The organism is Hoeflea sp. CAU 1731 (assembly GCF_039888615.1).
In the GTDB taxonomy this organism is placed as follows: Bacteria; Pseudomonadota; Alphaproteobacteria; order Rhizobiales; family Rhizobiaceae; genus Flavimaribacter.
This window is the reverse complement of sequence record NZ_JBDQQS010000001.1, coordinates 444,598-468,105: the sequence shown is the minus strand read 5'-3', so window position 1 is coordinate 468,105 and position 23,508 is coordinate 444,598. Positions and strand designations below refer to the sequence as shown.

Annotated in this window: 21 protein-coding genes; 4 read left to right on the top strand and 17 right to left on the bottom strand. The window is 58.5% G+C overall.

Translation table 11 applies throughout. The features are described 5' to 3' along the window. Nucleotides 1–3: 3 nt before the first annotated feature. Nucleotides 4–2,574 (bottom strand): protein translocase subunit SecDF, encoded by a 2,571-nt coding sequence (secDF, locus tag AAFN47_RS02250; RefSeq protein WP_499807583.1) that lies wholly within the window; start codon nt 2,572–2,574, stop codon nt 4–6. Between the two features lie 82 nt (nt 2,575–2,656). Next, a complete protein-coding gene (yajC, locus tag AAFN47_RS02245) occupies nt 2,657–2,995 on the bottom strand; it encodes a preprotein translocase subunit YajC (RefSeq protein ID WP_499807582.1) in 339 nt (112 codons plus the stop codon). 167 nt (nt 2,996–3,162) lie between these two features. On the opposite strand from yajC, the gene AAFN47_RS02240 reads away from it, so the two are divergent. Continuing rightward, nucleotides 3,163–4,038: an ATP-binding protein gene (locus tag AAFN47_RS02240; protein WP_499807581.1), complete on the top strand. Its 876-nt coding sequence runs from the start codon at nt 3,163–3,165 to the stop codon at nt 4,036–4,038. A gap of 9 nt (nt 4,039–4,047) precedes the next feature. On the opposite strand, the gene AAFN47_RS02235 is transcribed toward AAFN47_RS02240, so the two are convergent. From AAFN47_RS02235 to AAFN47_RS02170, 14 genes are all read right to left on the bottom strand, one after another. Continuing rightward, nucleotides 4,048–5,394 (bottom strand): peptidoglycan DD-metalloendopeptidase family protein, encoded by a 1,347-nt coding sequence (locus tag AAFN47_RS02235; RefSeq protein ID WP_499807580.1) that lies wholly within the window; start codon nt 5,392–5,394, stop codon nt 4,048–4,050. Nucleotides 5,395–5,571: 177 nt separating this feature from the next. Continuing rightward, on the bottom strand, nt 5,572–6,225 hold the full coding sequence (locus tag AAFN47_RS02230) for a protein-L-isoaspartate(D-aspartate) O-methyltransferase (protein WP_499807579.1): 654 nt from the start codon (nt 6,223–6,225) through the stop codon (nt 5,572–5,574). Continuing rightward, nucleotides 6,222–6,977, bottom strand: coding sequence for a 5'/3'-nucleotidase SurE (gene surE, locus AAFN47_RS02225; RefSeq protein WP_499807578.1), 756 nt, complete (start codon nt 6,975–6,977; stop codon nt 6,222–6,224). Before surE ends, AAFN47_RS02230 begins: the two co-directional genes overlap by 4 nt. Before the next feature lie 14 nt (nt 6,978–6,991). Continuing rightward, nucleotides 6,992–8,272 (bottom strand): serine--tRNA ligase, encoded by a 1,281-nt coding sequence (gene serS, locus AAFN47_RS02220; RefSeq protein ID WP_499807577.1) that lies wholly within the window; start codon nt 8,270–8,272, stop codon nt 6,992–6,994. Between the two features lie 72 nt (nt 8,273–8,344). Continuing rightward, nucleotides 8,345–9,184 (bottom strand): twin-arginine translocase subunit TatC, encoded by an 840-nt coding sequence (tatC, locus tag AAFN47_RS02215; protein ID WP_499807576.1) that lies wholly within the window; start codon nt 9,182–9,184, stop codon nt 8,345–8,347. After that, complete coding sequence (tatB, locus tag AAFN47_RS02210; protein ID WP_499807575.1) at nt 9,181–9,990, bottom strand: Sec-independent protein translocase protein TatB; 810 nt, start codon at nt 9,988–9,990, stop codon at nt 9,181–9,183. Before tatB ends, tatC begins: the two co-directional genes overlap by 4 nt. 73 nt (nt 9,991–10,063) lie before the next feature. Then, nucleotides 10,064–10,267, bottom strand: coding sequence for a twin-arginine translocase TatA/TatE family subunit (locus AAFN47_RS02205; RefSeq protein ID WP_499807574.1), 204 nt, complete (start codon nt 10,265–10,267; stop codon nt 10,064–10,066). Between the two features lie 48 nt (nt 10,268–10,315). Further along, nucleotides 10,316–11,401, bottom strand: a complete 1,086-nt coding sequence (locus AAFN47_RS02200) for an ABC transporter ATP-binding protein (protein WP_499807573.1) — start codon at nt 11,399–11,401, stop codon at nt 10,316–10,318. Between the two features lie 38 nt (nt 11,402–11,439). Next, nucleotides 11,440–12,180 (bottom strand): SMC-Scp complex subunit ScpB, encoded by a 741-nt coding sequence (gene scpB, locus AAFN47_RS02195; protein ID WP_499807572.1) that lies wholly within the window; start codon nt 12,178–12,180, stop codon nt 11,440–11,442. Then, a complete protein-coding gene (locus AAFN47_RS02190; RefSeq protein ID WP_499807571.1) occupies nt 12,173–13,042 on the bottom strand; it encodes a segregation and condensation protein A in 870 nt (289 codons plus the stop codon). The genes scpB and AAFN47_RS02190 overlap by 8 nt, the downstream gene beginning before the upstream one ends. A gap of 9 nt (nt 13,043–13,051) precedes the next feature. Continuing rightward, complete coding sequence (gene nagZ, locus AAFN47_RS02185; RefSeq protein WP_499807570.1) at nt 13,052–14,083, bottom strand: beta-N-acetylhexosaminidase; 1,032 nt, start codon at nt 14,081–14,083, stop codon at nt 13,052–13,054. A 149-nt stretch (nt 14,084–14,232) separates the two neighbouring features. Continuing rightward, complete coding sequence (locus AAFN47_RS02180; RefSeq protein WP_499807569.1) at nt 14,233–17,580, bottom strand: SPOR domain-containing protein; 3,348 nt, start codon at nt 17,578–17,580, stop codon at nt 14,233–14,235. A gap of 146 nt (nt 17,581–17,726) precedes the next feature. Further along, complete coding sequence (gene argS, locus AAFN47_RS02175) at nt 17,727–19,487, bottom strand: arginine--tRNA ligase (protein ID WP_499807568.1); 1,761 nt, start codon at nt 19,485–19,487, stop codon at nt 17,727–17,729. A 119-nt stretch (nt 19,488–19,606) separates the two neighbouring features. Continuing rightward, complete coding sequence (locus tag AAFN47_RS02170) at nt 19,607–20,821, bottom strand: deoxyguanosinetriphosphate triphosphohydrolase (RefSeq protein WP_499807567.1); 1,215 nt, start codon at nt 20,819–20,821, stop codon at nt 19,607–19,609. Between the two features lie 103 nt (nt 20,822–20,924). Between AAFN47_RS02170 and AAFN47_RS02165 the strand changes: the two genes are divergently transcribed. From AAFN47_RS02165 to AAFN47_RS02155, 3 genes are all read left to right on the top strand, one after another. After that, complete coding sequence (locus AAFN47_RS02165) at nt 20,925–21,260, top strand: HesB/IscA family protein (RefSeq protein WP_499807566.1); 336 nt, start codon at nt 20,925–20,927, stop codon at nt 21,258–21,260. Further along, on the top strand, nt 21,261–22,064 hold the full coding sequence (xth, locus tag AAFN47_RS02160) for an exodeoxyribonuclease III (protein WP_499807565.1): 804 nt from the start codon (nt 21,261–21,263) through the stop codon (nt 22,062–22,064). A gap of 88 nt (nt 22,065–22,152) precedes the next feature. Beyond that, a complete protein-coding gene (locus AAFN47_RS02155) occupies nt 22,153–22,422 on the top strand; it encodes a hypothetical protein (protein WP_499807564.1) in 270 nt (89 codons plus the stop codon). Here AAFN47_RS02155 and AAFN47_RS02150 read toward each other — a convergent pair whose 3' ends face one another. After that, entirely contained in the window at nt 22,423–23,220 is a 798-nt protein-coding gene (locus AAFN47_RS02150) for a tetratricopeptide repeat protein (protein WP_499807563.1), read from the bottom strand. Nucleotides 23,221–23,508: the final 288 nt, after the last annotated feature.

Sequence of the window (23,508 nt, the reverse complement as noted above, 5' to 3'; positions counted from 1 at the left end):
CGCCTACGCAATTCCTTGCGCAGATCCCTTGCTCCCGGTTTCCGGACCCTCCGCGCCAATGTCCCGCTGAAAGTTCTCAGGCCGCAGCTTAAACAGGATTAGGACCGGAGCAGCGATGAAGATCGACGAGTAGGTTCCGACGACAACGCCGAAGATCATGGCGAATGTGAAGGAGCGGATGACCTCTCCGCCGAAAATGTACAATGCCAGCAACGCCATCAAGGTGGTGACCGATGTCAGGGTTGTGCGCGACAGCATCTGATTGACCGATAGATCGAGCAAGTCCGGCAACGGCATTTTCTTGTACCGCCTGAGATTTTCCCGAACACGATCGTAGACGACCACCGTATCGTTGAGCGAATAGCCGACAATCGTCAACAACGCCGCGATACTGCTCAAATTGAAGTCGATTCCCGCAAGCACGAGCACCCCGATGGTCAATATGACGTCGTTTAGGGTCGCCACAATTGCGCCGATCGCGAATTGCCATTCGAAGCGGAACCAGATGTATATCAGGATCGCAAAAAGCGAGGCTATGACGGCGATCGTGCCCGCCCACGCCAGTTCGCCCGAGACGGTCGGACTGATTACCTCGACGAATTCGATCGTGTAATCGGTTTCCAGATCTGCGCGGACCTTGGCCACGGCGCTTTGTTCAGCGTTTGCGCCGGCTTCCTGGGACTGGACGCGGATCATCGCCTGATCGTTTCCGCCGCCATATTCCTGGACCTGGATATTGCCAAGATTCAATTCCGAGAGCCGTGCGCGGATGTCTCCGACGTCGACCTGGCCTGAATCTGCCTTTACCTGGACGATAGAGCCGCCTGTGAAGTCAATGCCGTAATTCAGGCCCGGCTTGATGAACAGAACCATCGAAGCGATCAGCGCCAGCGCAGTGAATATGAAGGTGATCTTGCGCAGCCACATGAAGCCGATCTTGGACTCGCCAAACATGTCGGAGATCCAGGCCCTGGGAAGCGCTTTCGGTTTCTTGCGGCGAACCCATTCCGCGATCATCCAGCGCGTGACTGTGAATGCGGTGAACACCGTCGTGACGATACCGATGGCCAGTGTGACAGCGAAACCGCGCACCGGTCCGGAACCGAGATAAAACAGGATGACGGCAGCTATCAGCGTGGTGATATTGGCGTCCAGAATGGTGCTGAAGGCGCGGCTGAAACCTGCGTCGATCGCCTGGATGAGCGACCTGCCCCCGCGTCTCTCTTCGCGAATGCGCTCGTAGATCAGCACGTTTGAGTCCACCGCCATGCCGACCGTCAACACGATGCCGGCGATGCCGGGCAGAGTGAGGGTGGCCCCGATCACCGTCAGCAACGCGATGATCAGAACGACGTTGAAGATGAGCGCGAGGTTGGCGATGATTCCGAGAAACCCGTAGGCCAGCAACATGAAGGCGATCACCAGGATCGCGCCGATCAGACCCGCCTTTTCGCCGGCGGCGATAGAGTCGGCGCCGAGGCTTGGCCCGACCGAACTCTCCTGCAGGATCGTCAGCTTGGCCGGCAAGGCGCCTGCGCGCAGCAGAACGGCCAGATCATTTGCGGACTGCACGGTGAAATTGCCGGATATCTGGCCCGAACCGCCGAGGATCGGCTCGTTGATTCGCGGCGCGGTGATGACGGCGCCATCGAGCACGACAGCAAACAGGCGTCCGACATTGCGCTGTGTCACCTGACCGAAACGCTGTGCGCCTTTCGTGTCGAAGCGGAACGTCACGATAGGTTCGTTGGTGCGCTGGTCGAAACCGGCCTGCGCATCGACGAGGTTTTCACCCGAAACAAGGATGCGTCGCTCCAGGAGATAGGGAATCGGAGGATCGTCGTTGGAATAGACAATTTCGGCGGTCGCAGGCGGACGCCCGTTGACGGCTTCTTCCGCAGACATGGAGGAATCGACCAGATGGAAGGTCAGTTTGGCCACCTGGTTGAGCAGATCTTTCAACCGTTCGGGATCGTCGAAACCCGGCACCTGAACCAGGATGCGATCTGCGCCCTGGCGCTGGATGATCGGCTCTGTCGTGCCGAGTTCGTCGATGCGTCGACGAATGACCTCGATCGACTGTGATGCTGCGGAGGCGACGCGGTTTTCGAGTCCCTCCTCCGTTAGCGTCAGCGTGATGCGGCCGGGTTCCGGTTCGCTCATCACGGCTTCCTGTATGGAACCGCCGCTCATAAGGCCCGCATTGATAAGCTGCGTCAGTTCCGAAAGAGCGTCTTTCGCAGCATCGATGTCCTCAGGATTCCTGATTGTAACCTGGGCGACCCGTCCGTTTCCGGAAAGCCCCGTATAGCCGATGCCGTCTTCGCGCAGCAGACGACGCATGTCGTCAACAGTCGTTTCCAGCCGCTCTTTCTCGATATCCTCCCGGTCGACTTCCAGCAGGATATGAGAACCGCCCTGCAGGTCGAGACCAAGGGTCAGTTGCTGTTTCGGGAACCAGTCCGGCAATTGCGCCAGTTGCTGCTGCGTCAGCAAATTCGGAAACGCAAACAATAGGCCGGCGAGAATGACCAGCCAGATGAGGGTCGTTTTCCAACGGGAGAAATGAAGCATGTCGCTCTCGGATTATGGGGCGGCGGTTCGCCGCCTCCGCTTGCTGATCCAATACGCCCCGTGGATCAGACCTTGTTCTATTTTACTTTTTCGCCGTTTCTTTGACGGGTTCGCCCTTGACCTTCACATCCGCCAACAGCGAACGCGCGACCCGGACTTTGACGCCTTCGGCGATTTCAACCTCGAGCTCATTGTCGTCGACGACCTTCACGATCTTGCCGGTGATGCCGCCGCCGGTGACGACCTGATCGCCGCGTCTGACATTGTTCAGCATTTCCTGTCGTTTTTTCATCTGCTGCCGCTGTGGGCGTATGATGAGAAAGTACATGATCACGAAGATCAGGATGAATGGCAGTATGAAGCCGAACGTATCGCCCATGCCGCCTGCAGCGGCCTGTGCGTATGCCGGTGTTACAAACATTTAGAACTCCTTCAGGGCATTTCGCGGATAGCCGCGTTCCCGGACTTTTGGTGAGCGGAATATAGTCGCAATGCAGGCTATTGCAACTGCGGAAGTCTCAAGGGCGGACTTTTCGCCGCCCCACCTTCGTGCTACGCGACAGCAAAAGGATGATGAAGGATAATTATGTGAAAGACGAAATGCTCATCGGTCTGATTGATCAGGTCAGGAAACTCACGCAAGCCGTTGAATCTCTTTCCGAACCCGGTTACGCCAAGAATGACCTCACTACCGCGGACTGCTTCGTCTGGGTTCCTGAATCACGATTTCTTCAACCCGTCGCGACGCCAAACCGCATCGACATCAGCCTGATCAGGGGCGTCGACCGGGTCAGAGACATTCTCTTCGACAATACGCGGCGCTTTGCAGAAGGATTGCCGGCCAACAACGTTCTGCTATGGGGCGCGCGCGGCATGGGCAAGTCTTCTCTTGTAAAATCGACGCACGCCGCGCTCCAGGCGCGGTCGCCGAAATCCGGTCCTGGGCTGAAACTGGTCGAAATACATCGGGAGGATATCGAGAGCCTGCCCGTGCTGATGGCCTTGTTACGCGACATGGAAGATCGTTTCATTCTGTTTTGCGACGATCTGTCCTTCGATCATGACGACACCTCCTATAAATCGCTGAAAGCTGCGCTCGAAGGCGGATTGGAGGGGCGCGCGGAAAACGTCGTGTTCTACGCGACGTCGAACAGGCGACATCTTCTACCCCGCGACATGATGGAAAACGAGCGCTCCACGGCGATCAACCCGTCGGAAGCCGTGGAGGAAAAGGTTTCTCTGTCGGACAGGTTCGGTCTGTGGTTGGGCTTTCACAAATGCAGCCAAGATGAGTATCTGGACATGATCGAAGCCTACGCGAAACACTTCGAACTGCCGATGGATCCCGATCAGTTGCGGTCGGACGCTTTGGAGTGGGCGACGACCCGAGGCGCGCGCTCCGGCCGCGTCGCCTGGCAGTTCATTCAGGACGCCGCTGGACGGCTTGGAAAGCAGTTGAAATAGGCTTCGCGCCTATTCCAGATAGGTCATGGGATCGACGGGCTTGGCGTCCTTGCGGATCTCGAAGTGAACCTTCGGGCGATTCGCGTCGCCGCTCATCCCCGATAACGCGACCACTTCGCCCCGTGTAACGGTGTCGCCGCGCTGAACCTTCAGTTCACGCGCATGGCCGTAGACGCTTACCAGTCCGTTGTCGTGGCGAACCAGAACCGTGTTGCCATATTCCTTCAGACCATTGCCCGCATATATGACGACGCCATTTTCAGCAGCCTTGATCGGCGTGCCTTCCGGCACAGAAATGTCGATGCCGTCGCTCTTGCGGCCATTGGTGTCCCCGCCGAAGGGCGTCATAACCTGACCTGTCGCAGGCCAGCGAAGTTTGTCTATACCCGTTGCTTTCGGCGCGTCAGCCTGCAAACTGGCCGTCTGGGTCACCGTATCGTTTTTCGGTGCAGCTTCCGTCTTCACCGGCGTCGTCGTAACAGCAGCCGTCTTTACCGGTTCGATCTTCGCGCCGGAGGCCGGAATCTTGAGCGTCTGACCGATACGAATACTCGTACCCGTCAGTCCGTTCGCCTTCTGCAGGTCGGCGACGCTCACGCCGGTGTTTGCCGAGATGCGATTGAGGCTGTCTCCCGACTGCACGACATAGGAACTGCCGGCGGCGCTGGAGGCGCTTGTCTGTTGGCTGGCATCACTCGGCGCCTGCAGGACCTGACGCGGCTCCGGTGCTGAAGAACTGGAGGCGTCGATACGCGTGTTCGTTGCAGCGCTTGCCATCTGTGTTTTCGGATCGTTGTCCGGAGCGGAAACAGGCACGCCGTTTCCGTAATTATAGGTTGGGATGACGAGCGATTGCCCGACCTGGATTGAAGAGGCGTTCGAGATGCCGTTCGCCTTCATGATGTCGTTAGCCGGAACCCCGTAGCGGCGCGACAGACCATAGACGGTGTCGCCTTGCCCGATGGTCACACGGGTTCCGCCAGCCGTCGTCCACCCTTTGCCGGCTGAGGAACCCGTGACCCCCGCTCCTCCGGCGGCCGTCGCCCTTGCCGCCGAACTGAATTCTTTATTCGCCGCCTGCGCGTCAGGGATAGCCACAGGCGCCAAGCTGGATGAATTGACTGTGCTCTGGACAGGCGCCGGCGGATAAGCGCCCTGTGAAACCGACCCGGTTTGCGTCTGGTCTAGCGGCTGCGATCCGGTTCCCGGAAAAGGCTGCGTGTAGACTGGCTGTTGTGATGCGGTTTGCGTTCCCTCGCCGACATTGCCGGGAACAGTACCGGTGAACAGGCCGTCGCTGAAGCGACTGCTCTGGTTGCATCCAGCGACCAGAACCGAGAGACACACCGCTCCCATCAATTTCGTGACAAGGCGAGGTGACGGGGTGGGGCAACTTTTACGCATCAAACTAGCTCACATACTACCGGAACAGGTGAGCTTATTAGACCGCATCAGGGTTACCGGCAGGTTAAAGCGGAGCCCCTGTTTTCGCAAATAAATCCGCGGTTAAGCATATTTCTTGAGGTTCACGCCTCAAAGAACAGCTGCAGCGCCGCTCAGCAGAGGCTGAAACCGCACCGGGAACAGGTCTTCCCGCTCGAACCGGCTGCCGGTTTTCGTCAGACGCACGAGCATCTGCGGCTCCTCGGCGGGGCCGATGGCCGTTATCATGACGCCGCGCGATACAAGCTTTTCCACGAACAGGCGCGGCATGGAATCGAATGCTGCCGTTACGAATATCCGGTCGAACGTTCCGTCAACGACGTCCTTGTCCAGCCCGTTGCCAACCTGAACAACGACATTCTTCAGCCCGAGGTGGTCGATTTTCTGACCGGCAAGTTGGGAGAGCGTCCGATATCTGTCTATGGTGACGACCCTGTCGACGATCCTCGCCATGACGGCGGCCGTAAATCCGGACCCGGTGCCAATCTCGAGCACACGTTGTCCCGCGTCCAATCCCAGAAGGTGCAGCATCCGCAGGCTGAGATCCGCGCCCTCCATGTACTCACCGCAATCGAGCGGTAGAGTTCGCCCCGAATAGGCAAGGTCGGAATAGGCCGGCGGTGCAAACAGGCTGCGCGGCGTCTGTTCGGCGGCCAGTATGAGGGTCCTGTCGGATATCCCCTCCCCGCGAAGCCGCAACATCAGCGATGCGAGACCTTCCTTCTCGGACAATCGGGAATTCAACCGATCGACTCCCTCACGCGATCGACAAGATCATGGTCCGTGAGGTCAAGTTTGAGGGGCGTGACCGAAATTCTCTTTTCATTGACAGCGTTGAGGTCTGTGCCGTCATGGAATTCATGCTGACGACGGGAAAACCGAAGCCAGTAGTAGGGAAAACCGCGGCCGTCCTCGCGCTGCTCCACCTGGAGACCGTGCGTCAACTTGCCCTGCGTCGTAACCTCGGTTCCTTCCACGTCCGCGGCTTCGCAGCGCGGGAAATTGATGTTGAGCAGCGTGCCGGCAGGAAGATCGATATCCACCAGCTTCTTCAACAGATCCGGCGCCAGGGTTTCCGCCGTATTCCAGGGCAGTAAACGGCCATGTTGCGGATCATAAGCCTGGCTGAGCGCAATCGAGCGAATCCCGAGCAAAGTTCCCTCGATGGCGCCCGCAACAGTGCCGGAATAAGTAACGTCGTCGGCGAGATTCTGCCCGGCGTTCACGCCGGACAGGATCAGATCCGGCGGCTCCTTCATCAGCTTGCGCACACCCATGATGACGCAGTCCGTCGGCGTTCCTGTAACGGCGTAGTGCCTTTCGGAAACTTCGCGCAGGCGCAACGGATGGGAAAGCGTCAGCGAATGCGCCAGACCGCTCTGATCGGTTTCCGGCGCGACGATCCAGATATCGTCGGACAGATGGCGCGCGATACGCTCCAGAACGGCAAGGCCTTCGGCGTGAATTCCATCGTCATTCGTCAGCAATATCCGCATGCGTCTCCCCGATTTCAGTTTCGTTCAACCCGCGTCATGCCGCCGGTGTATGGCAACAGCGCGGAAGGCACGGTGATGCTACCGTCCTCATTAAGATAGTTTTCCATAACAGCGATTAGCGCGCGGCCTACTGCGACGCCGGATCCGTTGAGCGTGTGAACGAAGCTGGCGCCTTTTTCACCGCTCTTGCGGTACCGCGCATGCATCCGCCGCGCCTGAAAATCACCGCAGACCGAGCAGGACGAGATTTCGCGATAGGTGTCCTGCCCCGGCAACCAGACCTCCAGATCGTAGGTTTTGCGCGCCCCAAAACCCATATCGCCAGTGCTGAGCACCATGACCTTGTAGTGAAGGTCAAGACGTTTCAGCACTTCCTCGGCGCACGAGGTCATGCGCTCCAGTTCGTCGACCGAGTCGTCCTCGTCGGTCACGGAGACCAGCTCCACCTTGTAGAACTGATGCTGACGAAGCATGCCGCGCGTGTCCCGACCCGCCGATCCGGCTTCCGAACGGAAGCACGGCGTCAAGGCCGTATAGCGGAGCGGCAGCTGGTCGTGTTCCAATATCTGCTCGCGCACCAGGTTGGTCAGCGAAACCTCTGCAGTCGGAATCATCCAGCGATCATCGGTCGTGCGAAACAGGTCCTCGGCGAATTTCGGAAGCTGTCCAGTGCCCACTAGAGCCGCGCTGCGCACCAGCAGCGGCGCATGGACCTCGGTGTATCCGTGCTCGCCTGTATGCAGATCGAGCATGAACTGGCCGAGAGCGCGCTCCAGACGCGCAAGTTGGCTGGACACGATCGTAAAGCGGCTGCCGGCGATCCGGGCCGCCGTCTCGAAATCCATCTGACCCAGGGCTTCGCCGATTTCGAAATGCTCTTTGGCGGGATGATTCCAGCCGGGCTTTCTGCCGACGGTGCGCGCCTCGATATTCGCCGACTCATCCTCGCCAACGGGCACGCCTTCCAGCGGTATATTGGGCACCGACAGCAGGCTCTCTTCCAACTTGGCGTCGAGTTCGCGAACTTCGTCTTCCGCCTGCTGGAGATCGCCTTTCAGCTTGGCCACCTCGGCTTTTAACTTGTCGGCAAGGTCGGCTTCCTTGCGGCCCATGGCGGCACCGATTTCCTTGGACGCCGAATTGCGGCGCGCCTGCATTTCCTGCATGCGCTGGACATGGGAACGACGCTCTTCATCCAACGCGATCAAGGCGTCGGAACGAGTCTCGTTGCTCCGTTGAACCATCGCCTTGTCAAAGGCTTCCGGGTTGTCCCTTATCCATTTAATATCAAGCATGCCTAAAATCCGTACCTGTCGCAGCCGGCCAATTCCTGGCTGACGGCGTCATCTGTCCATCTGTATCCGCAGTCAGGAGCTGGGCGTTTCCGCAGCCGATTCCTCAGTGTCTGAATCGGTATTGTCGGATTGTTTACGTTTCGCACGGGATCGTTCCACCCGCCTGGCGGCATAGATGGCAATCTCGTAGAGAAGGATCGTCGGAATCGCAAGACCGATCTGGCTCGCCGGGTCAGGTGGAGTGAGAACAGCCGCAGCGATGAACGCGCCAACGATTGCGTATTTTCGCTTTTTGGCTAGTCCCTCCGCTGTCACCAGCCCGGCGCGGGCCATCAGCGTCGTGACCACTGGGAGCTGGAATACGAGACCGAAGGCGAAGATCAGCGTCATGATCAGGCTGAGATACTCGGACACTTTCGGCAGCAATTCGATAGCCACCTGTCCGCCTTCGCCTGTCTGTTCCATGGACAGGAAGAACCAGAGAACCATTGGAATAAAGAAGAAGTAGACAAGCGCCGCGCCGATAAGGAAAAGAATCGGAGACGCAATGAGGAACGGCAGGAAGGCGGATCGTTCGTTCTTGTACAGTCCCGGCGCGACGAACTTGTATATCTGCGCGGCAATTACCGGGAACGCGATCAGCAGTCCGCCAAACATGGCGATCTTGATCTGCGTAAAGAAGAACTCTTGGGGCGCAGTGTAGATCAGCTCGATCTGTCTGCCTTCGAGACCTGCCCAGCTGACGGCCCATTTGAAAGGAATGACAAGCAGATTGAATATCTGTTTGGCAAAAAAGAAGCAGAACAGAAAGGCCACGAAAAACGCTCCGACGGCCCAAAGGAGCCGTTGGCGAAGTTCGATCAGATGCGAGAGAAGCGGCTGCGGCGTGTCGTCGATTTCGTCGTTGCTCACGCTTTCTCTCCGCTGCCGCTCGATGCTGTGCCGGGCGCTGTTTTCTTCGCGCCGGCGTTTTCAGCAGACGCCGCTGCCTTGGATTTCGACGCTGCGCTCTTTGCCCGCGTGGTGGTCTTGCGAGTCTTGCTTGCAGCCGGCTTTGTTGAAGCGGCTGCTTTCGTCGAGCCTGCGCCCGTCTTTGCGGCTCCACCAGCAGCCTTGGTCGAGCCGGATTTGGCCGCAGCCGACCCGGAGGCCTTCGACTTTGCTGATGCGGATTTTGCAGACGCGGATTTTGCAGACGCCGACTTTGTGGTCGTTGACTTCGTTGTTGTCGAGGCCGCCTTCCCGCTCGCCGCCGTCTTGCGGGTAGAGGACTTGCGCGTCGCCGGCTTTTTCGCAGCGGCGCCGCCTGCCGTCTTCTTCGACGTTTCAGTCGCCTTCGGCTCCGCAGATTGCGTTTTCTCGGTGACCTTTTCCGTATCCGCGCTCTTTGCAACAGAGGGTGTCGGCCCCGTGGACTTCGCCGCTTCGTTCAATCCGGCCTTGATGTCCCGACCGGCGCTTTCGAGCGGGTCGATTACATCTTTCAACGCATTGCGCGGATTGAACTTTCGCGCATCCGAAATCATCGAACTCACATCGTCGAGTTCGGCTTCTTTCAGAGCGGCATCGAATTGCTTGCGAAAATCACCGGCCATGCTTCTGAACTTTTTCGTAGTCTTTCCGAACGTCCGGAGCATCTCCGGCAAATCCTTCGGACCCACGATGAGAACAAGAACCAAGGCGACAACGATGAATTCCTGCCAGCCCAGATCAAGCATGGACGGTCATCTCCGAAGCGGTGTCATCGGCAAACAGGTGTGACATACGTGTTGTTCAGGCTGTCCCTTGCAATCAGCTTTTTTCTGCGGATTCGTCAGCCTTGTGTTCCACAGTCTTGGATTTATCCGCCTCGGCTTCCTCGTCGGACATTCCCTTGCGGAAACTTTTGATACCCTTGGCGACATCGCCCATCAGTTCCGGAATCTTGCCGCGGCCAAACAGCAGCAGCACGACCACCAGAACGATCAGCCAATGCCAAATGCTAAAACTACCCATACTCGTCTCCTTTGAGGCGTCTCATCCTGATTTAGGATGTTTCGTCGCTCATTTAAACAGCAAAATGTCCCGCTCGTTAACGCAAAGAGACACATCCTGCAAATCAGACTTAAGTGTACCGACCGGCATACGCGCCTGAATGAGTTTGTCAACGCCGGGAACGGACAGCGCAAACTGCTCGTAATCGCCAAGAAATCGTCGATATACGATGCGCGCAGGCACAGAACCGCCATTTTCCAATATGCCGATGCCCGAAACTCTAACCGCCACCGACAGCTTTTCCCCGTCACGCCAACCTTTTGCCTGAAAACGTCCGAGCGGCGTGTCGACATGGCCGGCGATCACGCGCGGGTGAAAAACGGCAATTTCGGCAAAAAAGCCGGCAACGAAAAGATCCGAAGGCGCCCGATAAATCTGTTCGGCTGTGCCGAGTTGCGCCAGTGCGCCGTCCTTCAGCAAGGCAATCGTATCGGCCATCCGCATCGCTTCTTCGGCGTCGTGGGTAACAATTACTCCGGTGGCGCCGGTTTCTGCCAGTATCGAAAGCGTCTCCGTGCGAACACTGTCCCTCAGGCGCGTATCAAGTCCCGAAAACGGTTCATCCATCAACAGCACCGATGGCCGTGGAGCCAGCGCCCGCGCCAACGCCACACGCTGCTGCTCGCCTCCGGACAAAGCGTGGGGATACTGGTCTGCGTAGTGCGCCAATCCAACCCTCTCCAGCGAAGCCATGCCTGTATCGCTGGCCTCCTTCTGCGACAGCGCAGTCAGGCCGAATTTGACATTGTCGAGGACATTCATATGCGGGAAAAGGGCGAAATCCTGAAATACGAAACCAACGCCGCGATATTCAGGCGGCACGAACACGGAAGGTCCGCTGACTTCCTTTCCATCGAGCAGAACCCGTCCACGCGTCGGCGCCTCTATGCCGGCCGCCAGGCGAAGCAGCGTCGTCTTTCCGGATCCGGAAGGGCCGAGCAGACACAGTATCTTTCCCGCCTGTGCGGTCAGCGACAGGTTTCGGATGGTGGCGTGACCGTCATAGCCATGACTGACTTCATCAAAAGTCAATGTTGCGGCGAACGCCGCGCCGGCCGGAGACCGCGATCGTTTGTTTGGCGGAAGCGAATTCACAAAGGGCCTTTCAATTCCCCCTTATAAAGTTTCGCTCACTAGTCCTCTTTTTCGACAGCCGGAGTCAAGAGGCCGAGTTCCTCGAGATCCATTTGCGTAATGGGGTCCTCGTCCTCTTCCAGTTCATCGCCCGAAGGCGGAAGCGGCACCTGGAAATCCGAAGGCACACGCGATGAGAGCAGACCTGCGCCCTTGAGTTCCTCCAGTCCGGGAAGGTCGCGCAATTCTTCCAGACCGAAATGATCGAGAAATTCGAGCGTCGTACCATAGGTGACGGGACGCCCTGGCGTCCTGCGCCGACCTCGCATTTTGACCCAGCCAGACTCCAGCAGGACGTCCAGTGTGCCGCGTGACGTCGCAACGCCTCGAATTTCCTCGACTTCGGCTCGCGTCACCGGCTGGTGGTAGGAAATGATGGCAAGGACTTCCAGCGCCGCGCGCGACAGTTTGCGCACATCCGTCTGGTCACGATGAATGAGAAACGACAGATCGGCTGCCGTCCGGAAAGCCCAGCAATCGCCGACGTGAACGAGATTGACGCCGCGCATCGTGTAAAGTCCGGCAAGACGCTTCATCACGTCAGCGACCGCAACGCCGTCGGGGATTTTCTCGGCGATCAGTTTTTCCTGAACCGGTTCCGACGAGGCGAAGACCATCGCCTCCGCGATTCGTTCGGCCTCGCGCTCAAGGCGGGCGTCGTGCGCGGGCGCCTCATCTGTGTCGTCCGCATCATCTTGCGTCTTGAAGGGCACGATGCGGGCTTGCGATCCTTCAGTCATGGGAGGCGTTTTCCTGTGTTGTCGACGAGGCGGCCGGATCGGAGGCGCTCTTCAGATAGATCGGCGCAAAAGCCTGTTCCTGGCGGATCAGCAGTTTTCCTTCCCGCACCATCTCAAGCGACGCCGCAAACGAACTGGCGATCGCGGTCGCCCTTTCCTCCGGGTCGCTCAGATAACGGACCAGAAAATGATCGAGCGCTGTCCACTCATGCAGGTCGCCGATTATCGATTTCAGAATGACCCGCGCCTCGCTCAACGACCAGACGCGCCGGCGCATGATCGTCACCTGGCGCACGGAACCCCTTTGACGCAGTTGCGCATAGGAATTGAGCAGATCGTACAGGGTGGCGGAAAACTCGGATTTGCGTTCGACCACGACCGGTTCCGGGGCGCCGCGGGCAAAGACATCGCGGCCCAGCCGGTTCCGGTTTATCAGGCGCGTCGCCGCATCGCGCATGGCTTCAAGGCGTTTGAGCCTGAAGGCCAGCTGCGTCGCCATTTCTTCGCCCGATGGTCCGTCATCGCTGTTTTGCTGGGGAATGAGCAGGCGCGATTTCAGATAGGCGAGCCAGGCGGCCATAACCAGATAATCGGCGGCGAGTTCGAGACGCAATTGCCGGGCTCTTTCGACGAAAGCCAGATATTGCTCGGCAAGCGCCAGAACGGAAATCCGCGCCAGGTCGACTTTCTGCGTCCTTGCGAGATGGAGCAGCAGATCCAGCGGCCCCTCAAAACCTTCGGTGTCCACGACCAGCGCCGGCTCGCTGACGCCGCGCTCGTCCCGATCGTCCGACCAAATCCGGTCCATCGGCGCCGCCGGCGTTTTCCTTGGATCGATATGTTCTCTGACAGCGTCGCTCATATACCCTGCTCAAACCATGACGTTGTTCGTCGAAAGGAGATCATCGAATTCCGCTCTCAGCGCAGCCTCGTCGGCCGCCTGGGGTGCTTTGAACATCGACATGACCCTATCGGCCCGTTGCAACGGCTTGCCCTGGAGCATCGGAGTGTTGTCCGCAACATCCGGCATTTCGTCCATGGAACCGTTGCAATGCAGAATTACATCGCACCCGGCTTGAAAAATTGCACTGGTCTTCGATGCGAAATCCCCAGAAAGCGCTTTCATGGATATATCGTCCGACATCAAAATGCCGTCGAAACCCAGCTTCGTGCGAACTACGTCCTCAATCACTTTGCGCGACGTCGTCGCCGGCCCATCTGCGTCAATTCCGGTGTAGACCACGTGCGCGGTCATCGCCATCGGAGCCGAAGCGGCGAGCGCCATGAAGGGAATGAAATCGCTGGCTTCGAGGTCTGAAAGTGGGGCGTCGACTTGCGGCAGATCATGATGCGAATCGACATTCGCGCGCCCGTGGCCTGGCATGTGTTTGATGACCGGAAGCACGCCGCCGGCAATCAACCCTTCCATGGCGGCCGCGCCCATGGCGCTCACCAGATGCGGATCATGACCATAGGCGCGATTGCCGATGACATCGTGGCTTCCCGCAACCGGCACGTCGAGCACCGGAAGGCAGTCGACACTGATACCAAGTTTGGCGAGGTCGACCGCATGGAGACGGGACAGAAGCCATGCGGCCCGCAAACCCTTGTCCTTGTTCACGGCATAAAGATAACCGAGAACGGACGCCGCCGGATATCGCGGCGCCAGAGGCGGTCGAAGCCGCTGGACACGGCCGCCTTCCTGATCGACAAGCACCGGCGCGTCGCTGCGGTCGACGCATTCGCGAAGGTCGCTAACCAAAGCGCGAACCTGATCCGCGTCGTCAATATTTCGCGCAAAAAGAATAAAGCCCCAAGGCCGCTCCTTCGCAAAGAAGGCGCGCTCGTCATCCGTCAGCGCCAATCCGCCGCATCCAAGGATCATCGCTTTTGATTCGCTCATGGTCGAATCATACAGACAAACCGGGAAATGACCAGCATCGCCGGATCCGCAGGCCACACCAAAACGCCTGTATTCAGGCATTTTCAGCCGCAGACGTTATCCTGATGATCCGAATTGGCGTCAGCTTCGCGAGCCGAGAAGAAACTGGCTCAACGGGCGACGAAGCAATTGCCGCCCGCGTTTTTCAGGCTATCGCAAAGCCGCGTCGCATCTTCCTTGCTGCCGGCGGGGATGCGGACGCGATAGAAAACGCCGCGGCCTTCGATATCCGCGCGCACTATCTGTGCGTTGCGGCCGCCGAGTACAGACGCGTATTGCTGCGCCTGACGGTTGTAATCAGCCCGGGCCGCGTCTTCGGAGACCTGCGAGGAGATCTGAACAGAATACCCGCCTGAGCTGGCCGTCTGGCTGCTGCCGGCGAGATTGCCCCGATCCGTTACAGCTTCAACGATATCAACCGGTTGTTCCGCCGGACGCGACGTCGGCACCGGCGCCTGAATGGAACTGCGCAAATTGGTGCCCGCGGCCTCTGTATTCGCTGTTTCGGTAGCGGCGGTAGTGGCCGATGCAAGCTGGGTCTGCGACTGGTTCGACGACGTTGCTGCAGCCGTTGACGCCGGACGCGCGGCGGGCAGCGGTATTTCCCCGCTGTTTCGTATGTTCTCGTCAATCGGCGGCAGCGCTGATGCAGCAGCTTGCTGACCGGATGTTGCGCTGCTTCCGGGAAGCGGCTCCTGTGCAGGAGACGTTTCGCCTGTTTCCTGGACGGACAGACGCGCAGAACTGCTCACCGGAAGATCTTCTCCACTCGTTGAGGCGTCGCTGGCGAAAGCGCTTCTCTCGGCGTCCGGTTCCTGCTCGCGGGAAACGATCGTTCCGTCCGGCTTGACGATCAGCGTCCGGACGCGTTTTGGCGCGACGCCGTAGCTGTCTTCCGCCGCCGCCGCGGGATCCGGATTCATCGAATCCGCAGTCAACCGGTCTTCTGACTTTGCCGGAGAACCAACTGGCTCGGCCACGCCATTGCGGCCTTCAAGCGGAAGCGATTCCGGATTGAGCGTTCTTTGCACGACGTCGATCGGTTCTTCTTCGGTGCTGACGAGATTTTCCTGCGTCGGAGTTTCTGCACCATCTCCGGCGACCCTGTCATAGACAGCGAGATCCTGGTTCGGAACAGTCTTGCCGCCCGGATCAGCCGGTTTGATTTTTACCGGATCGCTGCTGGCGGCGATGACCGGCGGTTCGCCCTGCCCGCTGCTACCGAGGCTGGAATCCCACCAGTAGAAACCCGCGCCGCCGACAAGCAACAGCGCGACGACGGCGACGCCGCCATAAAGCAGTTTGCTTCTTCCGGACTCGCTGCGGATTTCATCCAGTTCGGGAAACTCGTCCATCGCGAATTCGGGATCGAAATCGTCTTCGGCGTATCGCGCAGAGGCCGCATAGCCTTGCTGCGGATAATCATCGTCTTCGAAGTCGTCGCCTTCCGAGAATTCCTCGATGGGTTCATCCGTCCAGTCCGGCGCTTCCTGCTCGAAATGCGTGGACTGATCGTTGAACTCGTGCGACAGGGCGTTCGCATGCGCTGCCACTTCGGCGGCGACCGCCGGATCGGTGTACTCGGACAGGAACTCCGATTCGTCATAGGGTTCTTCAGAGCGATCGTCGCTCGCGTTTGCGGTGTACGAGCTTACGTCGCCGTCCACAGAGATGGCGGCAAGTTCATCTTCGAGCGACATATTGAGATCTTCATCGAGAGGAACAGTCGCGGCTGTTTCTTCCTCTTCATGCTCGGGAACGTCAATAACACCCATATCGTCGGGAGCCATGTCATCCTCGACAATGTCCCCGGCGTCGAAGGGCGACTGATCGTAATCCGTTTCGTCGCTTCCCACACTCGATTCAACCTCCCCGATCTCCGCCGCCAGCAGGTCGCCAAGATCAAGCCCCTGCTCCTCCGCGGCTTCGTTGACAGGATTGTCGTGTTCAGCGTAGCCGTCCGCATCGGACGTCGCCAGCGGCTTCGGGGTCGCATAACTCTGAAACGGGCGGATGGGTTCTTCTTCCACCGGTGTCGAGTGATCCTCATCAGGAGACGAGATCGTTTCCTCATTGTAAGGACCGTCATCAGAGCGACTTGCGTTGTCCAGTTCGGCAAGCGTTGCTGTAAACTCTGCGTCGCCCTCATAGTCGCCATAGGGGTCCGAAGACGGGTACATTGCCTGCTCTGGCCTGTTAGGATCCGCCTGACCTTGCTCGGATCCAGACTTGCCTTCAAGCGCGTCGAAGGCCGCCTGGAGCTCGGCTTCCAGACTCAGCGCTGTCTCGTCTGTTTCCTGCCTTGCATTCGGCCACTGTTCGTTTTTGGGCTCCTTGCCGGGCCCGTCATTGCTTGGTGGTCGATTCATATCGTTTTTCGCGCCTTGTGAGCCTGTACTATGCTCTTGGAATGCTTCGGGTTCCGCTGCTTCTGAATGCTGAGCATCCCCATCCGGGTCGGAGAAATCGATACCCTCAGGATCCAACTCCGATTCCAGATCAAAATCATTTTCCGTTATATCACCTTCGAATAGAGCATCAAAATCCAGCGGAGGCAAATCGGGTGAGTCGGCGAACGGATGCATGGCGGCCGGCTGGTCCGAGCGGGTATCGGCCTCTTCTGTAATCTCTTCCGCGCCTACTTGAACCGGGTCAGGCGTCACGTCATTTGACTGCTTGTCTTCACTTGCGGTCTTCTCGATTAGCGAATGCAAATCTTCCAGTGACAAGGCCTCGAGATCGACCTCCGGCTCCTCCGTCAACTCGGCGCCCGGAGGCGTTTCCTCAGGAGAGTCTTCGTCTTCAATGCTCCTGACAAACAGGGCGTCCAGATCGAAAGGGGTGGGCTCGTCGCCAGGTTCGCGAACCACTTCCTCTGAAATTATCGCGTCGGATTCAATCGAATCCTCGGAAGATGTCAGCGTTTCATCGGAAGCAGGAGCTTCTACGTTCTCGCCGTCCGACAGTGAAAATGTCGAGTAGAAAGCGTCGAAATCGATGACCGGCGTATCTGAAACGTCCTCATTCTCGGTCCGCTTCGCGTCCACCGCCTGATCCAGGCTTGCAATGGCGTCATCGTCGATCGAAGACACATCCAACAAACTCGCATCGTCGTCCAGTTCGTCGGTATTGCTACCATCCGACGCTAAATCGAACTCGCTCGACAGGTCGCCGAAATCGAAGTCGACGGAAACCCCTTCTTCTTCGGTCTCGATCTTTGCAACGGCTGCCTCATCTTCAACATGTCCAATCGCCTGATCATCTCCGGCGTCAAGCTCGCGCATCAACTCCGCTTCGAGATCGACTTCCAGGTTTGTATCGTTTTCCTGATCCTGGCTTTCTTCGGCGTCGACATTGTAGCCTACGATCCTCGCGAGCTCCGCCAGAGGGTCCTCGTCTCTGTCGTCACTCTCGCCGTTCTTGTAATCTCGTGAATACTGGTTCTCGGCCATACTCATGCCTCAAGTCCAAAATGTGCCCGGTTCGGCGGCATCCAGCGCATATGGTTCTTCTTGTTTGGATGCGCCCTGGTCCACGTCGCGACTTCAAGCGCGAGTGCGTGGAAACGGATCAATGCCAGTACATTGTGGGCAAAAGGTGACAACTATCGCATCTCCAACGGAGCCTGGGCGCCTGTAATTCCAAGACCTGACTTGAGCGTCGCTGCGACGGCGCTGACAAGTGCGAGTCTCGCCATGCTCAATTCTGGGTTTTCATGGTTAATAAATCGTAACTCCGGATTTTCCTTGCCTTTATTCCAGTGTTGGTGGAACACGCTGGCGAGATCGTAGAGGTAAAACGCCAACCGATGCGGCTCATGAGCGAGCGCCGCGCTTTCGACGACGCGGGGGTATTCCGCAAGTTTTGCGACAAGCTGCAACTCGGTTTGATCCATCTCGAACGACCGGACGGCGCCGACCGCGTCAAAGTCGCCAGGGTCGAATTCCGGGAAAGCGTCCTGCGCTTGCCGAAACACGGAGTGACACCGGGCGTGCGCGTACTGCACGTAGAAGACAGGGTTTTCCTTCGATTGCTCCGTCACTTTCGCAAAGTCGAATTCCAGTGGCTCCGTGTTCTTCCGGTAAAGCATCATGAACCGAACCGGGTCACGTCCGACCTCATCGACCACGTCGCGCAAGGTCACGAATTCTCCGGACCGTTTTGACATCCGCACCGGTTCGCCGTCCCTGAACAGCTTGACGAGCTGGCACAGGAGCACGGTCAGTTTCGACTTGCCGCCGGACACCGCCTTCGCAACAGCTTCGAGACGTTTGACATAGCCTCCGTGATCGGCGCCGAGCACATAGATCATTTCGGAGAAGCCGCGCTCGTACTTGTCGCGAAAATAGGCGACGTCCGCGGCGAAATAGGTATAGCTTCCGTCCGACTTGATCAGCGGCCTGTCGATATCGTCGCCGACTTCGGTGGACTTGAACAATGTCTGTTCCCTGTCTTCCCAGTCGTCCGGCAACTGGCCCTTGGGCGGCGGCAACTTGCCTTCGTAGACGTGCCCCTTGAAGGTCAGGTCGTTGATCGCCTCGCGGATCGCTTTCTCGCCATTGTCGTGCAGGGTTCTTTCGGAGAAGAAGACGTCGTGATGGATGTTGAGCGCATCGAGGTCGTCGCGGATCATGTCCATCATCGCGTCGATCGCGCGGTCCTTGACCACGGGAAGCCACTGCTTTTCCGGAAGCGCCATCAGATCCCGGCCGAACTCCTCGGCGAGTTTCTGGCCGACCGGAGCGAGATAGTCGCCAGGATACAGGCCCGCGGGTATCTCGCCGATATCTTCGCCCAGCGCCTCCCGGTATCTCAGATACAGGGATCTGGCCAGCGTATTGATCTGCGACCCTGCATCGTTGATGTAATATTCCCGAACGACGTCATAGCCTGCAAATTCCAGAAGATTGGCGAGCGAATCCCCGACCACAGCCCCACGGCAGTGACCGACATGCATGGGACCGGTCGGATTGGCCGACACATATTCCACATTGATTTTCTCGCTCTCGCCGACATTGACCCGACCGTAATTGTCCGGCGCTTCGACGATGCCCTGCAAGACGCCCCGCCAGTAGGCGGACGACAGTTTCATATTGATGAAACCGGGTCCGGCGATCGAGAGGGACTCGATATCCGGGTCGTCCTTCAGTTGCTCGCAAATCTGCTCTGCAAGGGCGCGCGGATTGGTCGACAGGGGCTTCGCCAGAACCATGGCGGCGTTTGTCGCCACATCGCCGTGGCTGGGGTCGCGCGGCGGCTCCGCCTTTATGCGCGAAAAACTGATGTCGCCAGCCTTCTCGCTTATAGCGTCGAGTTTGTGAAGCGCGTCGATGACACGCTCTTCGAAGTCTCGGAATAGATTCATTTCTGTTCGTCCGGGAAACCGATGCAAATGCCGCAACCTTTCCGGTCGATGCGGGCGCAATGCCTTTCGATGGAAGGGAAACCGGCAATTGTGATGCTGTGCAAAATTGCGGGGCCGCTCTAGCGCAATTGCGGCGTATGGTCAAACAAGGCCCTGTGCTGTTCGACGGCGTAGGTGTCGGTCATCCCTGCAAGATAATCGCCCACGCGGCGGGCAAGCGCGTCCGCGCTGAGGATTTCAAGGCCCTCGACCCAGTGGCCGCCCATCAATCCGGGGTTGTCGATATAAGCGTGAAAGAGATCCTTGACGATCGCCGCGGCGCCGCGGCGGACCCGCATGACGTCCGAATGGCGGTACATGTTGGCGTAGAGGAATGACTTGATATCGCGATCCGTTTGCCGCATCTCGTCGGAAAAGCGCACGACGGTGCGCCCGGCGCGTCGGATGTCGTCCGGTGAATTGGGTCGCAAATCCTTCAAGGTTTGCTGCGCCATCGCGATTGCGTCTTCCACCATCAGCGTAATTTGACGACGCATTATTTCGTGCGAAACGCGGCTTTCTTCGAGACCCGGGTAGCGGTCGCGGGTGGCCTTCAGGAGCTCGCCCAGGAATGGCACGTCCTCCAGCATTTCGAGCGTCAGAAGGCCGCTGCGCAAGCCATCATCGATGTCATGGGTGTTGTAGGCGATATCGTCGGAAATCGCGGCTGCCTGCGCCTCTATGCTGGCGTGGCTTGCAAGCTGCAGATTGTTCAGCGCGTTGTAATCGAGGACGGGCTTCGGCACAGGGCCTGACAGACTGTTTCCATCGCTTCCGACCAGCGGACCATTGTGCTTGACGAGCCCCTCCAGGGTCTCCCACGTCAGGTTCAATCCATCGAACTCGGCGTAGCGTCTTTCAAGCGCCGTGACGATGCGCAATGACTGGGCGTTGTGATCAAAGCCCCCCTGATCTTTCAGAAGCTCGTCAAGAACATCCTCGCCGGTGTGTCCGAAAGGTGTGTGCCCAAAATCATGGACCAGCGCCACGCCTTCCGCGAGGTCTTCATCCGCGCGCAAGGCGCGGGCCAGCGCCCGCGCGATCTGCGCCACCTCGATCGTATGCGTGAGGCGCGTTCGATAGTGGTCGCCTTCATGGGCGACGAAGACCTGGGTCTTGTGCTTGAGACGCCGGAAGGCCGTGGAATGGATGATCCGGTCGCGGTCGCGCTGGTATTCCGACCGCGTCGGGCTGACAGGCTCCGGAAAGAGTCTGCCGCGCGTCAGCGCCGGGTCGCACGCCCATGGGGCGCGTTCCCTGAAACCGAAACCGAGCTCGCCTGTATCCAGAGCCATGAAAGGTCCTTCCCCGTTGACGCCGCACGTCATTGTACATACCTATATGCCCAAAGCATTAACACCATATCTCGCCGGTTCTTGAACCCGGTATGGAGGTCTCATGGTAATTGACAAACAGGTCACATTGTCGGACGCGGCGGCTGTCCGCATCGCCGACATTCTCGCCGGGGAAGCCGGAAAATCAGCCTTGCGCGTCTCCGTGGAAGGAGGCGGTTGCTCCGGATTTTCCTATAAATTCGATCTCGTAGACGAAGGCGCCGGCGACGATCTCGTTCTGGAAAAGGGCAATGCGCGCGTCCTGATCGATTCGCTTTCGCTGGTTTACATGGACGGCTCCGAAATCGATTTCGTCGACAATCTCATGGGGCAGTCCTTCCAGATCAACAATCCGAACGCCGTGGCGTCCTGCGGATGCGGTACGAGCTTCTCGATCTGAATGAAGATCGCGACCTGGAATATCAACGGCGTCAAGGCCCGTATCGACAACCTGGTGACCTGGCTTTCCGATAGCCAGCCGGACATCGCCTGTCTCCAGGAAATCAAGTCTGTCGATGAGAACTTTCCGCGCAAGCCCCTTGAGGATCTCGGCTATCACGTCGAGACACACGGGCAGAAAGGCTTCAACGGCGTCGCCCTTCTCTCGAAGATGAAGCCTGACGAAGTCAATCGCGGCCTGCCGCACTATGGAGATGACGGGCCGGCCGACGAACAGGCGCGTTTCATCGAAGGCGTGTTCAGCGTGAAAGGCGGCGCCCTGCGCGTCGTTTCTCTCTATCTCCCGAACGGAAACCCGGTCGATACGGAAAAATTTCCCTACAAGCTGTCCTGGATGTCGCGTCTCGAACGCTGGACCCGGGAGCGCCTGCCGCTCGAAGAGCCGCTGGTTCTTGCGGGCGACTACAACGTGATTCCGGAACCCTTCGACTGTCACGACCCCTCCGTCTGGGAAGGCGACGCTTTGTTTCGGGAGGAAAGCCGCGCGGCGTTCCGCCGGCTGGAAAACCTCGGTCTCGCCGACGGGCTTCGCGCGACCCGCGATGCGTCGGGCGTCTATACGTTCTGGGATTACCAGGGCGGCGCATGGCAGAAGAACAACGGCATCCGCATCGACCATCTGATGCTATCTCCCGAAGCCGCAAACCGTCTCGAATCCGTTTCGGTCGAGCGCCATGTCAGGGCATGGGAGAAGCCGTCGGATCACGTACCCGTTGCGGCTTTTCTGGATTTCGAGACCGTCTGATCGGGCTCTCCGCCGCCAATACCTTGCGCATTCCCGTAATTCAGGCGATCATGACCCAATTGTTGGTCATCATGATGGTCCGGGCGCTATGGGCAAGGCATTTGTTTTCGGCGCAGTAATCGCCACCTTATCGGTTCTGCCGACTGCAGCGTTTGCAGACGAAAGCGGAATCGAGTGCAATTGCGTCGCGAATGGCGAGCGCATCGAGATCGGTCAGGTTGTCTGCCTGAGACCGGGATCCGGAAAACCTTTCATGGCCCGCTGCGAACGCGTTCTCAACAATACGTCGTGGAAGCGGCTGCAGGACGGATGCCCGACAGCCAATCTCGACATTACCGACGGACTGGAAAAACTCTGATCAGTTCTTGCCCTTGGCGATCATATCGTTCGCCAGCGCCATTGCGTTGCGCCGCTCGGCTTCGCTGGCGAGTGAAAAGGCGTGTTCCTGCAGGGAACTGATCCATTCTCGGTCGCTCATCTTGGCGCGATCCAGCGCCACCGTCATCATCGCCAGTCCACGAACCGAATTGCCTTCCTGGAAAATCGCTTCTCCAAGAAGAGCTGTCGCGCCGGGATGTCCGGATTTGCGGGCGCGGTTGAGCCACTTCTTCGCCTGGCGTTTGTTTACACCGCCGCCCTCGCCGTACCACATCATGTAGCCGAGCTGAAACTGGGCCTCGGGAACGCCAAAAGCAGAAGCAGCCTGAAAATACAGTTCACGGGCCTGGTTGAGGTCACGATTGACGGGGCTTCCTGGAATTCCCTTCTGGTAGTAGTTGGCCAGAGACACGAGTGCATTCACGAAGAAACCGGTGTCGCGAGATCCCGGCTCCACGCCCTGTCGTGCGATTTCGTCGAAAATCGTGAAGGCCTGATAGTCGTCTTCGACCACGCCGTCGCCATAGGCGTACATGTTGGCAAGAGCCCAGCGCGCGCCCGGATGTCCCTTTTCGGCCGCATGACGATAGGCCTCGACCGCGTCGTCCTTCTGGCCTTTCTTGTAGGCCGAAAATCCGAACTTGAAGAGCTGCCTCGGCTCTGATTTTTCAGAAATGCCCGCATCCGGATCAAATGCCGCCGCAGGCGCTGTAAAAGCGACCAGCGCTCCTACAACGCAGGCGACAAGACCAGATGACACTTTACCAGCTATCAGCATAACACCGTATTTTCTTCTACTCCGCAGTCACGGGCGACAACGCCTTCGTACGCGGCTACGTCTGTCTGCGCATTGTCGTGATGCGCGCCGGACGCGTCGTCTTCGCATAGTTCCTGCCCGTCAATCGCAGCGTAACAATCGGTGTATATGTTCACCGTGTGTCGCGTTTGATGCGGCGCCTGGGCGGTCATTCGACCAGCAAGTCGGATGAACTCTCCTTTTACGGTTACGCGCATCAAGTTCCTCGATAGTCGTTGCTTCAGCCCGAATTTATGCAGCTAACCCGCC

Bases quoted from the DNA above. Each gene is read 5' to 3' on its own strand.
- secDF (WP_499807583.1), bottom strand. From the start codon at position 2,574: ATGCTTCATTTCTCCCGTTGGAAAACGACCCTCATCTGGCTGGTCATT.
- yajC (WP_499807582.1), bottom strand. From the start codon at position 2,995: ATGTTTGTAACACCGGCATACGCACAGGCCGCTGCAGGCGGCATGGGC.
- AAFN47_RS02235 (WP_499807580.1), bottom strand. From the start codon at position 5,394: ATGGGAGCGGTGTGTCTCTCGGTTCTGGTCGCTGGATGCAACCAGAGC.
- surE (WP_499807578.1), bottom strand. From the start codon at position 6,977: ATGCGGATATTGCTGACGAATGACGATGGAATTCACGCCGAAGGCCTT.
- serS (WP_499807577.1), bottom strand. From the start codon at position 8,272: ATGCTTGATATTAAATGGATAAGGGACAACCCGGAAGCCTTTGACAAG.
- tatB (WP_499807575.1), bottom strand. From the start codon at position 9,990: ATGCTTGATCTGGGCTGGCAGGAATTCATCGTTGTCGCCTTGGTTCTT.
- AAFN47_RS02205 (WP_499807574.1), bottom strand. From the start codon at position 10,267: ATGGGTAGTTTTAGCATTTGGCATTGGCTGATCGTTCTGGTGGTCGTG.
- scpB (WP_499807572.1), bottom strand. From the start codon at position 12,180: ATGACTGAAGGATCGCAAGCCCGCATCGTGCCCTTCAAGACGCAAGAT.
- AAFN47_RS02190 (WP_499807571.1), bottom strand. From the start codon at position 13,042: ATGAGCGACGCTGTCAGAGAACATATCGATCCAAGGAAAACGCCGGCG.
- nagZ (WP_499807570.1), bottom strand. From the start codon at position 14,083: ATGAGCGAATCAAAAGCGATGATCCTTGGATGCGGCGGATTGGCGCTG.
- AAFN47_RS02180 (WP_499807569.1), bottom strand. From the start codon at position 17,580: ATGAGTATGGCCGAGAACCAGTATTCACGAGATTACAAGAACGGCGAG.
- argS (WP_499807568.1), bottom strand. From the start codon at position 19,487: ATGAATCTATTCCGAGACTTCGAAGAGCGTGTCATCGACGCGCTTCAC.
- AAFN47_RS02170 (WP_499807567.1), bottom strand. From the start codon at position 20,821: ATGGCTCTGGATACAGGCGAGCTCGGTTTCGGTTTCAGGGAACGCGCC.
- AAFN47_RS02165 (WP_499807566.1), top strand. From the start codon at position 20,925: ATGGTAATTGACAAACAGGTCACATTGTCGGACGCGGCGGCTGTCCGC.
- xth (WP_499807565.1), top strand. From the start codon at position 21,261: ATGAAGATCGCGACCTGGAATATCAACGGCGTCAAGGCCCGTATCGAC.
- AAFN47_RS02155 (WP_499807564.1), top strand. From the start codon at position 22,153: ATGGGCAAGGCATTTGTTTTCGGCGCAGTAATCGCCACCTTATCGGTT.
- AAFN47_RS02150 (WP_499807563.1), bottom strand. From the start codon at position 23,220: ATGCTGATAGCTGGTAAAGTGTCATCTGGTCTTGTCGCCTGCGTTGTA.